The 14,618-nt window shown below is 65.3% G+C and carries 13 protein-coding genes; 7 read left to right on the forward strand and 6 right to left on the reverse strand.

The window, feature by feature from the left end; translation table 11 throughout:
* Positions 1 to 164: 164 nt before the first annotated feature.
* Complete coding sequence (locus tag BRAGE_RS0136090; protein ID WP_027564765.1) at positions 165 to 800, forward strand: LysE family translocator; 636 nt, start codon at positions 165 to 167, stop codon at positions 798 to 800.
* 161 nt (positions 801 to 961) lie between these two features.
* On the opposite strand, the gene BRAGE_RS0136095 is transcribed toward BRAGE_RS0136090, so the two are convergent.
* Complete coding sequence (locus BRAGE_RS0136095) at positions 962 to 1,588, reverse strand: glutathione S-transferase family protein (protein WP_027564766.1); 627 nt, start codon at positions 1,586 to 1,588, stop codon at positions 962 to 964.
* A 183-nt stretch (positions 1,589 to 1,771) separates the two neighbouring features.
* On the opposite strand from BRAGE_RS0136095, the gene pyrE reads away from it, so the two are divergent.
* Together pyrE and BRAGE_RS0136105 are read left to right on the forward strand one after the other, a co-directional pair.
* Positions 1,772 to 2,335, forward strand: coding sequence for an orotate phosphoribosyltransferase (gene pyrE, locus BRAGE_RS0136100; RefSeq protein WP_018647906.1), 564 nt, complete (start codon positions 1,772 to 1,774; stop codon positions 2,333 to 2,335).
* 247 nt (positions 2,336 to 2,582) lie between these two features.
* Positions 2,583 to 3,359: a DUF2865 domain-containing protein gene (locus BRAGE_RS0136105; RefSeq protein ID WP_035730473.1), complete on the forward strand. Its 777-nt coding sequence runs from the start codon at positions 2,583 to 2,585 to the stop codon at positions 3,357 to 3,359.
* Between the two features lie 112 nt (positions 3,360 to 3,471).
* On the opposite strand, the gene BRAGE_RS0136110 is transcribed toward BRAGE_RS0136105, so the two are convergent.
* The 5 genes from BRAGE_RS0136110 to BRAGE_RS0136130 all read right to left on the reverse strand — a co-directional run bounded on the left by BRAGE_RS0136110 (position 3,472) and on the right by BRAGE_RS0136130 (position 10,138).
* Positions 3,472 to 3,903 (reverse strand): hypothetical protein, encoded by a 432-nt coding sequence (locus BRAGE_RS0136110; protein ID WP_027564768.1) that lies wholly within the window; start codon positions 3,901 to 3,903, stop codon positions 3,472 to 3,474.
* 341 nt (positions 3,904 to 4,244) lie between these two features.
* A complete protein-coding gene (gene pdeM / locus BRAGE_RS0136115) occupies positions 4,245 to 4,943 on the reverse strand; it encodes a ligase-associated DNA damage response endonuclease PdeM (RefSeq protein ID WP_027564769.1) in 699 nt (232 codons plus the stop codon).
* 119 nt (positions 4,944 to 5,062) lie between these two features.
* A complete protein-coding gene (locus BRAGE_RS0136120; protein WP_027564770.1) occupies positions 5,063 to 7,639 on the reverse strand; it encodes a ligase-associated DNA damage response DEXH box helicase in 2,577 nt (858 codons plus the stop codon).
* Between the two features lie 226 nt (positions 7,640 to 7,865).
* The gene (locus tag BRAGE_RS0136125) at positions 7,866 to 9,095 is read right to left on the reverse strand and encodes an ABC transporter substrate-binding protein (RefSeq protein ID WP_027564771.1); all 1,230 of its coding nucleotides are present in this window, start codon (positions 9,093 to 9,095) and stop codon (positions 7,866 to 7,868) included.
* A gap of 116 nt (positions 9,096 to 9,211) precedes the next feature.
* Positions 9,212 to 10,138: a class I SAM-dependent DNA methyltransferase gene (locus tag BRAGE_RS0136130; protein ID WP_027564772.1), complete on the reverse strand. Its 927-nt coding sequence runs from the start codon at positions 10,136 to 10,138 to the stop codon at positions 9,212 to 9,214.
* 200 nt (positions 10,139 to 10,338) lie between these two features.
* On the opposite strand from BRAGE_RS0136130, the gene BRAGE_RS0136135 reads away from it, so the two are divergent.
* The 4 genes from BRAGE_RS0136135 (at position 10,339) to BRAGE_RS0136150 (ending at position 14,617) form a co-directional block, all read left to right on the forward strand.
* Positions 10,339 to 11,376, forward strand: coding sequence for a ligase-associated DNA damage response exonuclease (locus tag BRAGE_RS0136135; protein ID WP_027564773.1), 1,038 nt, complete (start codon positions 10,339 to 10,341; stop codon positions 11,374 to 11,376).
* Complete coding sequence (locus tag BRAGE_RS0136140; protein WP_027564774.1) at positions 11,373 to 13,247, forward strand: ATP-dependent DNA ligase; 1,875 nt, start codon at positions 11,373 to 11,375, stop codon at positions 13,245 to 13,247. Before BRAGE_RS0136135 ends, BRAGE_RS0136140 begins: the two co-directional genes overlap by 4 nt.
* Positions 13,248 to 13,548: 301 nt before the next feature.
* Complete coding sequence (locus BRAGE_RS0136145) at positions 13,549 to 13,851, forward strand: DUF6460 domain-containing protein (RefSeq protein WP_027564775.1); 303 nt, start codon at positions 13,549 to 13,551, stop codon at positions 13,849 to 13,851.
* A 31-nt stretch (positions 13,852 to 13,882) separates the two neighbouring features.
* Complete coding sequence (locus BRAGE_RS0136150; protein ID WP_027564776.1) at positions 13,883 to 14,617, forward strand: MBL fold metallo-hydrolase; 735 nt, start codon at positions 13,883 to 13,885, stop codon at positions 14,615 to 14,617.
* Position 14,618 lies beyond the last annotated feature (1 nt).

A 14,618-nucleotide genomic window follows, 5' to 3' on the forward strand; every position in this document is an offset into this window, starting at 1 on the left:
ACCCCAACCCTCTCCCCGTAAGAACGGGGCGAGGGGGCGCACCGGCGCAAGAACGTCGTGCCGCGTCCGGGACACGAAAACTCAATTGTCCTCCGTGCAATTGCGCAATGGCCCCGCGCGCCCGCGCATATTAGAACCACTGCATCTCCCGCACCGGTTCACCCATGCCCCACACCTCCGCCCTGCTCGGCTTCGCTCTCGTCTGCCTTGGACTCGTGCTCACGCCCGGACCGAACATGATCTACCTGATCTCGCGCTCGATCACGCAGGGACCGGCCGCCGGCATCGTCTCGCTCGGCGGCGTGGCGCTCGGCTTCGTGTTCTACATGCTGTGCGCGGCGTTCGGCATCACGGCGCTCTTGCTCGCGATTCCCTTCGCCTATGACGCGCTGCGCTTTGCCGGTGCCGGCTATCTGTTGTGGCTGGCCTGGCAGGCGGTGAAGCCGGGCGGGCGCTCGCCGTTCCAGGTGAAGCAGCTTGCGATCGACAGCCCGCGCAAATTGTTCGCGATGGGCTTCGTCACCAATTTGCTCAATCCGAAGATCGCGATGCTGTATCTGGCGCTGCTGCCGCAGTTCATCGATCCCAGCGCCGGCAGCGTGCTGACGCAGTCGGTGGTGCTGGGCGCGATCCAGATCGCGATCGGCGTCAGCGTCAATGCGATGATCGCGCTCGCCGCAGGTTCGATCGCGCAGTTCCTGGCGAGCCGGCCGAGCTGGATGGTGGTGCAGCGCTGGCTGATGGGCACGGTGCTGGCCGGGCTCGCGGTGCGGATGGCGGTGGAAGCGAAGAAAGTGTGAGGGTCTTTTCACCTCTCCCCGCTTGCGGGGAGAGGTCGAATTCGATTGCAGGTCGAATTCGGGTGAGGGGGTACAGGTCCCTCCTCGACCTCACGCGCGGAGAGAGGCCCCTCACCCCAACCCTCTCCCCGGAAGAACGGGGAGAGGGACAGGATCAACCCTCAATCCAGCTTGGCTTCCATCCCCCGCTTCACGCCCGGGCGCGCCATCAGCGCCTCGTACCAGCGCTTGACGTTGGGGAAGTCGGCCAGCTCAACCTTGTGGCGAGGGTGGCGCCAGGCCCAGCCCAGGATGGCGAAATCGGCAACCGAGAGGTCGCCGGCGACGAAGTCGCGGCCATCGAGCTGGCGGTCGAGCACGCCGTAGAGCCGGCGGGTCTCGGCCATGTACCTCTTCAGGCCGTAGGCGCGGTCCTGCTCGTTCTCGAGCGCGATGAAATGATGCACCTGGCCGGGCATAGGGCCGAAACCTCCCATCTGCCACATCAGCCATTCATAGACGGGGATACGCGCCGAAAGTGATTTCGGCAGGAATTTGCCGGTCTTTTCGCCGAGATAAAGCAGGATCGCGCCGGACTCGAAGATGCTGACCGGCTTGCCGTCGGGACCCTCGGGGTCGAGGATTGCGGGGATCTTGTTGTTGGGCGAGAGCTTCAGGAACCCGGGCGCCATTTGCTCGCCCTTGGTGATGTTCACCGGGACCACCTTGTAGGGCAGCCCCATTTCCTCCAGCGCGACCGAGATCTTGCGGCCGTTCGGCGTGTTCCAGGTGTGCAGCTCGATCGTCATGCCCTATTTCCTTGCTCGTTCCTTCCCCGGGATATCCGGCATCCAACTACCTCAGCGCCTGCACCCCCACAACCGGCGGACCGGGATGGCCGATCCCTGTTGACGGGGGATACCCCCTCTGGAATGTCGTGGCCGTCGCGGATAAATTCCGCCTCCTCCAAAAACCCTGTTCGAGGGACCGCCGTGTCGAAATCCGCCTCCCGCGCCCGCCTGTTCGAAATCATCCGCCGGCGCTCCTTCGGTCGCGGCGAGGTGACGCTCGCGTCGGGCCGCAAGAGCGATTTCTACTTCAACCTCAAGCCGACCATGCTCGACCCCGAGGGCGCGACCCTGCTCGCCGAGCTCACCTATGAGGCGCTGAAGGACGACCAGCTCGATTTCATCGGCGGGCTCGAGATGGGCGCAGTGCCGCTCGCCGGCGCGCTGGCGCAGATCTCCTGGATCAAGGGCCATCCGATCGCGGCGTTCTTCGTGCGCAAGAAGCCGAAGGAGCATGGCGCCAAGCTCGCGATCGAAGGCCTGCCCAAGGGCGAGACGCTGGCTGGCAAGCGTGTCGTCATCGTCGAGGACGTTACCACGACAGGCGGCTCGGCGATGAAGGCGGTGGAGTCCGTGCGCGAGACCGGCGCCGAAGTCGTGCTGGTGCTGACCATGGTCGACCGCGAGGAAGGCGCTACCGACACGTTCGGCGCGGCCGGCCTGCCGTTCCGCTCGCTGTACAAGGCGTCGGAATTTTTGAAGGCGTAAAGCTCCGGAACATTCTTGGCCGCATGCCCGGGCGTGTCCCGGAAGCAACGATCGTTCGAAAGCTGCGCATGGCCTTGAAGAGGCCACCACCTCGTCTTGAAACCGCCTCTGCTCAACTGCTCATTTACCATCGCGCACTATGGTGAATCGCGTGCTGCGACCTCAAAGGTTTCGGCCGGTTCAGTAGCGTCGGGTGGAGTGAGCATTGCGTACACACTTGTCCCATACGCGGCGGCAGCGTCGCGCCATGCTGGTAGCCAGCCTCCTTGCGGCTCCAATGCTCGCGGCTCCCGCCCCGGTTTCGGCCGAAGGCCTGTTCGACTTCTTCTTCGGCGGCCTGCAGCAGCAGCGGCCGCAGCGTGACGTGCCGCAGCAGGCGAGCTCCTACTCCGACCCCTTCACCGGCCAGCAGAACGCCGCAAACCCGCAATATGTGCCGCCGACACGCTCGGCGGCGGCCGGCGGCTCCGGCCCTGCGTTCTGCGTGCGCAGCTGCGACGGCAAATATTTTCCGCTGATGCGCGGGCTCGCCTCGCCCGCGCAGATGTGTCAGGCATTCTGTCCCGCGACCGCGACCAAGGTCTATTTCGGCTCCTCGATCGACGGCGCATATTCGCAGACCGGCGAACGCTACGCCGACAGCGAGAACGCATTTGCCTATCGCAAGGCGCTGCGGTCGGACTGCACCTGCAACGGCCGCGAGCCGGTCGGCCTCGCGCCGGTCGATCTGGCGCTGGACTCCTCGCTGAAGGCCGGCGACGTGATCGCGACCAGTGACGGCCTCGTCGCCTATACCGGTATCCGCGTCGGCAACGACCAGGCCGCGGACTTCACGCCGGTCGCCTCCTATCCCGGTCTCACCGCGCAGGTCCGCGCCCGCCTCGGCGAGATGAAGGTGGCGCCGGTGCGCGCCGAAACGGTGTCGGCGGATGCGCCGGCCCCGGCCGAGATCGTGCGCGAGGCGCTGCCTGACGTGACGGTGCCGAAGACGCAGAAGCCGGCGAAGCGGGCGGGATTGGATTAGCAGAAAGAGTTGTCATTCCGGGGCGATGCGTCAGCGTCGAACCCGGAATCTCCAGCTTCTCAGGTGCGCAATTGCGCACCTTCATCGCGGCGCGATGCCCCGGAATGACGGGTCACCTCCCGATAATCACCCCGATCACATTCGGCGCGGCCAGATACTTCTCCTCGATCGCCGCGCGTGCGGCGGCGCGGTTCTCGGCCGTCAGCAATCCGCGCTGCTCGGCCAGGATCATCCAGCAGAAGCCCCACCAGTCCGTCAGCATGCCGGCCTCGTCCACGAGGTCGTAGCCCTGCTCGGCCGCGAAGATGCGCGCATGCGCTTCGTCGAGCGTATCGAGGAACAGATGATCCTCGGGCGAAAACAGATCGTCGCTGATGTCGTCGATGGTGTAGCCCCAGATCGACTGGCACACCGCGTTGAACTCGCGGTCGAACTGGTCGTCATCGACGGCAAAGCGCCGCGCCGTCTGATGCAGCCGCGACAGCGAGCGCGCGAAATCGGCGATCCGGGTGAGGGCAAACTGATCAAAGGCAATGTTGGACATGTAGTCCTCGCAGAGTCTGACAGACGCTAGATATTGTGTCGGCAACGTGCCGAATCACAATGATATATCAAAGACTTGCTAAAGTGTTCTTAATTTGTTCCAGAACAGCGGCGATGTTGTGTGTGGCCGCCCGAAATGCAGGTGCTCGAATCCCCGACTGCGGATGCGGGAATCGAAAGGGGCCGCCTTGCGACGACCCCTTGCCGGTTGCAATTCTTGTTCGGGATGCGAAATTCCAGCCCCGGCAGCAGCCAAGTTAGAGGTCGCAATCGACTTCGGCGACTCCGGATAAATACCGAATGTAGCGCTGTCCCAATTTCGGTTCGCGAAGGCGCGGGAACTCAATAACAGCGCGAGGCCGCGATCGCGTGGACGCGGCGGTCGCCGAGCAGATGGGCGACGAAACCGTTCTTCGGAAAAATCTTTGCGAACGCCGCATCGCGGATGCTGAGGCCGCCGGCATAGGCGCCGAAGGCCGGCATCACGGCGCGCATCCCGTCGCTGGCAAAGCAGCGCCGCTCCATCGAACGGCCGCGCGCGGAGACGCGGGCCTTCGGATGCAGATGGCCGGCGATCTCGCCATGCGCGCCGGTCGGCTCGTGGCGGAACGTGATCGGGCCGATCGCGACTTCGTCGGCGACGGTGCCGCCGAGATCGCGCGGCAGCATGGGATCGTGATTGCCAGAAATCCAGATCCAGTCGCGGCCGGTCTGGAGCGCGGCGACGGCATCGCGGTCGTCAGCGGACAATCGTTCATGCGCGGTGCGATCGTGAAAGCTGTCGCCGAGCGCGATGACGGTGCGTGGGTTGTGGCAGGAGATGACAGCAGCGAGACGGCTCAGCGTTGCCAGCGTGTCGTAAGGAGGCAGCAACACGCCACGCGTGGCAAAGCTGGAGCCTTTCTCCAGATGCAGATCGGAGACGATCAGCAGGCGCTGCTCTTCCCAGAACAGCGCGCCGGAGAGATCGGTGTGGAGCGAGATGCCGGCCACGTCCAGGGTGCGGGTCAAAGAGATCGATAGCGCAACGTTCTCCGTCATGGCCGGGCTTGTCCCGGCCATCCACGTTCTTGCCGCTGCAAGGAAGACGTGGATGCCCGGGTCAAGCCCGGGCATGACGGTGTGGAGAGAGTTGTGCCCCGAAAATACATTCTTGCCGTCTACGACATCGCCTCTTTGACAAGCTCGTCGGCGGCCTCCGCCAACAGCTCGTCTGCAGCTTCGCCATAGACTGACTCGCGGCCGATTTCCAGCATCACGGGGACGGCGAGCGGGGAGACGTGGTCGAGTTCCCGGTGGGTGATGCGGCCCTGGATGCGAGCGAGCATGTCGCCGAGGCGGCGCAGGTCGAGCAGGCCGGTGGCGGCATCGGCGCGGGCGGCGCGCAGCAGGACGTGATCGGCCTGATGTTTCCGCAGGACGTCGTAGACGAGATCGGTCGAGAACAGCACCTGGCGGCGGCTCTTCTCTTCGCCGGTGTGGCGACGCGCGATCAGGCCGGAGATGATGGCGCAGTTGCGGAACGTGCGCTTCATCAGCGCGGATTCGGCGAGCCAGGCCTCGAGGTCATCGCCGAGCATGTCGGGGGCGAACAGCGCGTTGAGGTCGATCCGGCCGTCCCGGATCATGAAAGAGAGATCGCCGAGCCCCCAGATCGCCACCGCATATTCATTGGCGACGAAGCCAAGCGGCCGCGCGCGGGCGCGCTCAAGCCGCCGCGTCAGCAGCATGCCGAGCGTCTGATGCGCGAGGCGGCCTTCGAAGGGATAGCAGACGATGTAATGCTTGTTGGCGCGCGGAAAGCTCTCGACGAGGAGCTCGCGCACCGCTGGCACGCGCGAGACGTCCTTCTGCAGCGACAGCCAGTCGCGCACCTGCTCCGGCAAGCCCTTCCATGCGCGGCCATCGTCGAGCAGGCGGCGGACGCGTTCGGCAAGATAGGTCGAGAGCGGGAACTTGCCGCCCATATAGGACGGCACCTTGGGGTCCTTGTCATGCGCACGCGAGACATAGACCTGGTCCTCGACCAGGGTCTCGTAACGCACCACCTCGCCGCTGAACACGAAGGTGTCGCCGGGGCTGAGACCCTCGATGAAGGCCTCCTCGATCTCGCCGAGCAACCGGCCGCCGCGCGCGATCACGCCGGTCGACCCCGTTCCACCGCTGCGCGAGCGTACCAGCCGCACCTTCAGCATGTCGTCCTCGACGATAGTGCCGACATTCATCCGGTAGCTCTGCCGCACCTTGGGATTGGCGACGCGCCAGCGGCCCTCCTTGTCCTGCTTGATGCGGGCGAAGCGCTCATAGGTTTTCAGCGCGTAGCCGCCGGAGGCGACGAAATCGACGACGTCGTCGAAATCCTGCCGCGACAGGTTTGCGTAGGGCGCGGCGGTGCGGACTTCGCCATAAAGCTCGTCGCTGAAAAACGGCTCGCCGCAGGCGCAGCCGAGCACGTGCTGGGCGAGCACATCGAGCGCGCCGGTGCGCAAGGGTGGCGTGTCCTGCGCGTTCTCGGCGATGGCGTCGATGGCGACGCGGCACTCCAGCACCTCGAACCGGTTGGCCGGCACCAGCACCGCGCGCGAGGCCTCGTCGAGACGGTGATTGGCGCGGCCGATGCGCTGCATCAGGCGCGAGGATCCCTTGGGCGCACCGATATTGACGACGAGATCGACATCGCCCCAGTCGACTCCGAGGTCGAGCGAGGAGGTGCAGACCACGCCGCGCAGGCGTCCCGCCGACATCGCGTCCTCGACCTTGCGCCGCTGTGCGACGTCGAGCGAGCCGTGATGCAGCGCGATGGCAAGGCCGTCGTCATTCATGCTCCAGAGATTCTGGAACAGCATCTCGGCCTGGCTGCGGGTGTTGACGAAGACCAGCGTGGTCTTGTTCGCCTTGATCAGCTCGTAGATCTCGGGGAGCGCGTGGCGCGCGCTGTGGCCCGCCCAGGGCAGCCGCTCGCGGGTATCGAGCATCTCGACCTCTGGCGGCGCGGCGCCGCCGGCGACGACGATGTCGGCTGCGACCTCCTTGCCTTCGGGCTGCGGCACCAGGAAGCGCGCAAGCTGGTCCGGCTCGGCCACCGTCGCCGACAGGCCGATCGCGCGCATCTGCGGCGCGAGGCGCCAAAGGCGCGCAAGGCCCAGCGAGAGCAGATCGCCGCGCTTGGATGTCACCAGCGCGTGCAGCTCGTCGAGCACGATGCGCTTGAGTGAGCCGAACAGGAAGGGCGCGTCATCGGAGGAGAGCAAGAGTGCGAGCTGCTCCGGAGTCGTCAGCAGGACATCCGGCGGATAACGCCGCTGCCGCTGGCGCCGCGACACTGGCGTATCACCGGTGCGGGTCTCGACCTTGATCGGCAGCCCCATCTCGGCGATCGGCCTCTCGAGGTTGCGTGCGATGTCGACGGCAAGCGCCTTGAGCGGGGAGATGTAGAGCGTGTGCAGGCCGCCGGTGCGTTGCACGGTGCGGCCGGTGGAGACGAGGTTTTGCTTGGCGCCGGCGTTGCGTTCGACCGGCTGCGCCGAGAGCTCCACCAGCGTCGGCAAAAATCCAGCCAGCGTCTTGCCGGCGCCGGTAGGCGCGATCAAGAGCGCGGAACGGTCTTCGCGTGCCTTCTCCAGCAGCGCGAGCTGATGCTCACGCGGCAACCAGCCGCGGGCCGCGAACCACGCGTTGAAGCGGTCGGGCAGCAGCGTGGCCGGCTCGGCCGGGATTTTGAGGATGCGGGGCGGCACGGCATCACAGGTAAGCCGTGGGGCTGGGTTCGTCGAGGGGGTGGGCTTTCCTTCGCCTCTCCCCGCTTGCGGGGAGAGGCCGGAATTTGCGCGACAGCGCGAATTCCGGGTGAGGGGGAGTCTCCGCAAGGGCAGCTGCCTCCGTCCCCGCGGAGGCTCCCCCTCACCCTACCCTCTCCCCGCAAGCGGGGAGAGGGGAAGAGACAGCAGCGTACGCTGCCCTTTCCTACTCCGACATCGGCTTGTCGGAGATGTCCCAATCCTTGCCGCTGAAGGTCGAGATGAAGAGCGTCTTCATCGGCGTGTAGTCCTCGGGCGTGTAGTCATAGGTGACGCCGTCGAGGAAATAGGGCGAATGGAAGCCTTTGAGGTTGGAGGCCTGCTTCAGCACGTTGGCGCGGGTGAGGTCGTCGCCGCAGCGGCGCAGGATCTCGCCCATGGTGACGGCCTGGCCGTAGCCGGCAAACGCGATGGTGTTGTCGGGGTCGATGGTCGGCATGTACTTCTTGCGCAGCTCCTCGAACGCCATCACGTCGGGGTCCTTCTCCCATTTGGGCAGGCCGACCTCCTTGTTGTAGCGGATGGCGACGATGCCGGTGGCGTTCTCGAGGCCCGCGGCGTTGAGGATCGAGCGGCCGGTCGAGCCGGCCGACAGCAGCTGCAACGGCTTCCAGCCGAGCTCGGCGACTTTCCGGATCGACTGCGACGTCGCCTTGCCGGTGGTGATGTTGTAGAAGACGTCGGCGCCCGACTTCGAGAGATTGATGAGCTGGGAATCGACCGTGGGATCGGTGAGATCATAGGTCTGCTCCATGATCACCTGCGCGGTGCCGCCGGCGTCAGCCAGCACCTTCTTGAACGGCCCGAGGAAGTCGCGGCCGAAATCGTCGTTCTGGTAGAGGATGCCGATCTTGGCATTCGGCTTCACGGCAACGACGTGCCGGGCCAGGATGCGCGCCTCGGTCGGATAGAGCGGCAGGCCCGCCATCGTCCATTTGAACTCTTTCGGGTTATTCCACTTCGACGCGCCGGTGTTCAGCAACAGCTGCGGCACGCCCTTGGAGTTCAGGTATTTGTGCACGGAGGTCTGCGGCGCGGTGCCGAGCGAGCCGTAGAGCGCCAGCACTTCCTCCTGCTCGACCAGGCGCCGTGTCGCCTCGACGCATTTCGGTGCGCTATAGGCATCGTCCATGGTGAGGAATTTGATCTTGCGTCCGTTGATGCCACCCTTCTCGTTCAGCATCTGGAAATAGGCTTCACCGATACGCCCGAGCACGCCGTAGAGCGAGCCGGGACCGGAATGCGGCACGGTCTGGCCGATCTTGATCTCGGTGTCGCTGGCGCCCGCATCGTATTTCTTCTCCGCGGCCCAGACATACGGCGCGGGCACAGTGGAGGCGGCGATGGTGGCGAGCGCACCGGCGCTGAAATCGCGCCGCGATGGATTCTTGGTCATTGTTGTTTTCTCCCTGGTGCGCGCATTGTGCTGGGAAGGCAGCATCGCTCGCAAGTAGGAAGTCGTCGCTTTGCGACGCAATGACGCTCAAATCACGCGAGTTGCAGCGCCTAGACTCAAGTTTTCTCGGCGACGACGACGAGGCCGCGCACCGGCTCGTTGTTCTCGTTGCGCGGCGAGGCCGGCTCCAGTGTGAGAAGCTTGAGCCCGGCTTTCGCAATGGCGCCGCGGACATATTCCGCCGAATGGGCATAGCGCAGACCTTCGCCGAGCACGATGCCGCTGCCGTCATGCGTCTCCAGCGTGAAGGCGAGCACGCCGCCGGATACGAGCGCGCGCCTCGCTTCAGTGAGAACAGCCGCGAGATCGGAGAGATAGACGAACGCGTCCGCGGCGACGACGAGGTTCGCACTCGCGTCAGCCTTGGTGCGGAGGCCTTCGATCATGTCGGCGACTTCGAGCTCGGCATAGAGCCCGGTGGTGCGCGCCTCCTTGATCATGCCGGGCGACAGGTCGATGCCGATGAAATGGTCGACCTGTTTGGCGAAGGCTGCGGCCGCTAGGCCAGTGCCGCAACCGAGATCGATGGTGCGTTTGAAGAAGGCCGGCTTCTTCGCGGCGACGCGCGCGGCCAGCACCGCCTTGAAGATCAGCGCAGGCGCGCGGTAGCCGAGATCGTTGATCAGCGCGTGCTCGAAGCGCGGCGCATACTGGTCGAACAGCGCCTGCACATAGGCTTTCGGCATCTCCGCCATCTCAGTGTCGCCGAGCCGCATCAAATGAAGGCCGGCGCCGTGCTGATCCTCGGGATCGGAGGCGCGCGCCCTGCGGAAGGCCTCGATCGCCTTGTCACGCTCGCCGAGTTGCTGGCGGATCTCGCCGAGCGTGAACCAGGCCGAGGTGAACTCAGGTGCAAGCTCGATCGCCTGCTCCAGCAGGTCGGCGGCGGCGGGCAGGTCGCCCTTGAGCTGGAGGTCGCGCGCGAACTCGAAACGGCGGTCGGCCATGAGATCGCCGGAGGTCAGGAAAAGGCGGAGGGGCATCGGGAACTTGGCTCGTCATTGCCGAGCTTCCCCGGCAATCCATCAAAAAAGCAACTCTTTAAGAGGATGGATGCGCGGGTCCCGCCTCCGCTAATTAGCTTCGGCGGGCTTTTACACTACTGGGCCGGCGAAGCCTAGCGGAGACGGCAAGCCCGCGCATGACGGGTTAATTTGGAGCGACCGCTCCCTATATGACAACCATGCGTCCTCAAGACATCCTGCTGCCAGCTGCTGCCGGCCTGTGCTGCAAGCCCGGCGGCTTCCACATCGATCCTGTCCGTCCCGTGGAGCGGGCCGTGATCACCCACGGCCATTCCGACCATGCCCGCGCCGGCCATGGCGCCGTGCTGGCGACGCAGGAAACGCTGGATATGATGCGGCTACGCTATGGCGAGAATTTCGCCGGCTCGACGCAAGTCATCCGCTATGGCGAGGAGATCAGGCTGGACGACGTCAAGGTCAAGTTTCACCCGGCCGGCCATGTGCTGGGCTCGGCGCAGATCGCGGTGACCTGCAAGGACACCTGCATCGTCGCCTCCGGCGACTACAAGGACGCGCCCGACCCGACCTGCACGCCGTTCGAGCTCGTGCCTTGCGACGTTTTCATCACCGAGGCGACGTTCGGCCTGCCGGTATTCCGGCACGGCAATGCGGCCGATGAGGTGAAGAAGCTGCTGGCCTCCGTCGCGCTGTTTCCGGAGCGGGCCCATCTCGTCGGCGCCTATTCGCTTGGCAAGGCGCAGCGCGTGATCGCGCTGCTGCGGCAGGCCGGCTTTGATGCGCCGATCTATCTGCATGGCGCGATGGAGAAGATCACCGAATATTATCAGAGCCGCGGCATCGACCTCGGCGAGCTCAGGCCGGTGAAGGGCGTGAAGAAGGCAGCGCTCGCCGGCACCATCACGCTGGCGCCGCCCTCGGCCACGTCGGATATCTGGACGCGGCGCTTCCCTGACCCTGTCACCGCCTTCGCCTCGGGCTGGATGCGCGTGCGCGCCCGGGCGCGGCAGGGTGGCGTCGAATTGCCGCTGGTGATCTCCGACCACGCCGACTGGGACGGTCTCACCGCCACGATCACGGCGACCGGCGCAGGCGAGATCTGGGTCACCCACGGCCAGGAAGATGCGATGGTGCATTGGTGCAAGACGCAAGGTTTGCGAGCACAGCCGCTCGATCTCGTCGGCTATGGCGACGAGGAGGAGAGCGAGACGCCGACTGCCGATGAGGCCGAGGCATGAACCGCTTCGCCGAGCTTCTCGACCGCCTCGCCTACGAGCCCGGCCGCAACAACAAGCTGCGGCTGATCACCGGCTATTTTCGCGAGGTCGGCGATCCCGACCGCGGCTATGCACTGGCCGCGCTCACCGGCGCGCTGAGCTTCAAGCACGCCAAGCCGGCGCTGATCCGCGACCTCATCGCATCGCGGACAGATGAGGTGCTGTTCGGGTTGAGTTACGACTATGTCGGCGACCTCTCGGAGACGGTCGCGCTGATGTGGCCGAAGGCGCAGAACAACGCACAATCTTTTCCGGGCCACCCCTCTCCCCCGCCCTCCCCCACAAGGGGGGAGGGAGCGCAGTTGCGTGCGCGGCAGCTATTGAACGCGACGACTGACAGTGAATCATCGCGTGATGGACGCACCGCTCTCACCGTTCCCTCCCCCCTTGCGGGGGAGGGTCAGGGAGAGGGGTACCGCGGGCGAGATGCCAGCGATGCGCTTCACCCAAGCAACCACAACAACCCTCCCCCACCGACGCTGACCGAAGTCGTCACCACGCTCCGCACACTCGGCAAGACCGAGCTGCCAAAGCAGCTCGAACGCTGGCTCGACGAGCTGGATGAAACCGGCCGCTGGGCGCTCTTGAAGCTCGTCACCGGCGCGCTGCGCATCGGCATCTCCGCGCGGCTGGCGAAGACTGCCGCCGCAGCGCTCGGCGACAAGGACCCGCATGAGGTCGAATTGATCTGGCCAGGCCTTGCGCCGCCCTATCTCGACCTGTTCGCCTGGCTGGAAGGACGCGCCGACAAGCCGGTCAATCGCGATCCCGCACCGTTCCGGCCCGTGATGCTGGCGCACGCGATCGAGGACGCGGATTTCCAAAGTCTCGATCCCGCCGACTACATCGCCGAATGGAAATGGGACGGCATCCGCGTGCAGGCGGTGGCCGGCCGCGACGACCGCGGCCACATCACCGCGCGGCTCTATTCGCGCACCGGCGAGGACATCACAGGAAGCTTTCCCGATCTCGTGCCGTCGCTGCGGCTGCCCGGCGCGATCGACGGCGAGCTCTTGATCCTGCGCGAAGGCCGCGTCCAAAGCTTCAACGTCCTGCAGCAGCGGCTCAACCGCAAGGTCGTCTCGCCCAAGCTGATCAAGGAGTTTCCGATTCACTTGCGCGCCTACGATCTGCTCGGTGACGACGAGAACGATCTGCGCGAATTGCCGTTCGCGGAGCGGCGCGAACGGCTGGAGACCTTCATCAAGAAGCTGGACGATCCCCGCATCGATCTCTCGCCGACCGTTCCTTTTGCAAGCTGGGACGCGCTCACCGCGGCACGCGCCGATCCCGCAAGTGCCGGCGCGGGCGAAGACGCGGACGCCGTCGAGGGCGTGATGCTGAAGCGGCGCGATGCGCCTTATCTGCCGGGACGGCCAAAGGGCCAGTGGTGGAAGTGGAAGCGTGATCCGCACATCATCGACGCCGTGCTGATGTATGCGCAGCGCGGCCACGGCAAGCGCTCATCCTATTACTCCGATTACACGTTTGGCGTCTGGACCGAAGGCAAGAGCGGCGACGAGCTGGTGCCGGTCGGCAAGGCCTATTTCGGCTTCACCGACGAGGAGCTGTTGCAGATCGACCGCTTCGTCCGCCGCAACACCACGGAAAAGTTCGGCCCCGTCCGCCATGTCGTGCACGAGGCGGACAAGGGCCTGGTGCTGGAGGTCGCGTTCGAGGGGCTGCAGCGCTCGCCGCGGCACAAATCCGGCGTCGCGATGCGCTTTCCCCGCATCAGCCGCCTGCGCTGGGACAAGCCGCCGCGCGAGGCGGACAGACTGGAAACGCTGGAGAGGATGTTGAAGGCGGAGACGGCGGAGATTGAGGCGTGATGCCGCCACGAAGGTAGTGCGCTCCCTCTCCCGCTTGCGGGAGAGGGTTGGGGGAGAGGGTGTCTCCGCAGTGGGATTCCCCTAGAGGAGAGAGCCCTCACCCGCGCGCGGGACGATGCTTCGCATCGCCCGGGGCGCGACCTCTCCCGCAAGCGGGAGAGGTGACCGAGCCCGCGGCCGGTAATGCACCTAAATCAAATTCCGAATTAAACTCCCGTAACCCGATTGACGCCCCCTCACGGGTTCCCCATGTCCCCCGCCGTGCCCTATAATGGGATCGAATCCGCCCGAGGAGTTTGCGATGGTCCAAGACGTCAGAGATTTGCCGGCCGGCCGCAGCGACGGCCTGCACCGCTTTCTCGGCGGCTCGCCGCTGGCGGTCGCGTTTCGGCTGGTCCTGCTCTCGATCCTGGTCGGCGTCGTGCTCGCTGCAATCGGCTTCGATCCCTGGAATATCATCTACAGCATTCGCTTGCTGTTCCAGCGGCTCTGGGATCTCGGCTTCGATGCGGTGAACTGGCTGTGGCGCTACTTCCTGCTCGGCGCGGTCATCGTGATCCCGATCTGGCTGCTCTCGCGCATCTTCGGCGCGCCGCGCCGCTAAGTCCGGGTCGTACTCAGGGAGCCCGCAGCCGATGCAACTGCGTTTCGTCGGCTGCGGTGACGCCTTCGGTTCCAGCGGCAGGCTCAACACCTGCTTCCATATCTCGGGTCGCACGGCGAACTTCCTGATTGATTGCGGCGCGTCGGCTCTGCCGGCACTGAAGCGGCTCAAGATCGACCGTAACGAGATCGATCTCATCCTCATCACGCATTTCCACGGCGACCATTTCGCCGGCCTGCCGTTCTTTCTGCTCGACGCACAATTCTCGCGGCGGACGAGGCCGCTGACGATCGCGGGGCCTGAGGGTATCGAGGCACGGCTGGCGCAGGTGATGGAGGCACTGTTCGAGCATTCCTCGAAGACAAAACAGCGCTTCGAGCTCAACATCGTCGCGCTCGCACCGGAGCAAAGCCGAAGCTTTGGCGCGGTGACGGTGACGCCCTACCCGGTCGTGCACGGCGAATCCGGCGGTCCCTTCCTCGCCTACCGCGTCGAAGCCGAGGGCCGCACGCTCGCCTATAGCGCGGACACCGAATGGACGGGGGCGCTCATTCCGCTGGCGCATGGCGCGGACCTTTTCATTGCCGAGGCCTATATGTACGAGAAGGTGGTCAAGAACCATCTCAGCCTGAAGACCTTGGAACAGCACCTCCCCGCCATCGGCGCAAAACGCCTCGTCCTCACCCATATGAGCGACGACATGCTGTCGCGCCTGGACGACGTCGAACATCTCGCCGCTGAAGACGGCATGGTGCTCGTGCTCTGAC

The organism is Bradyrhizobium genosp. SA-4 str. CB756, from assembly GCF_000473125.1.
GTDB lineage: Bacteria > Pseudomonadota > Alphaproteobacteria > Rhizobiales > Xanthobacteraceae > Bradyrhizobium > Bradyrhizobium arachidis.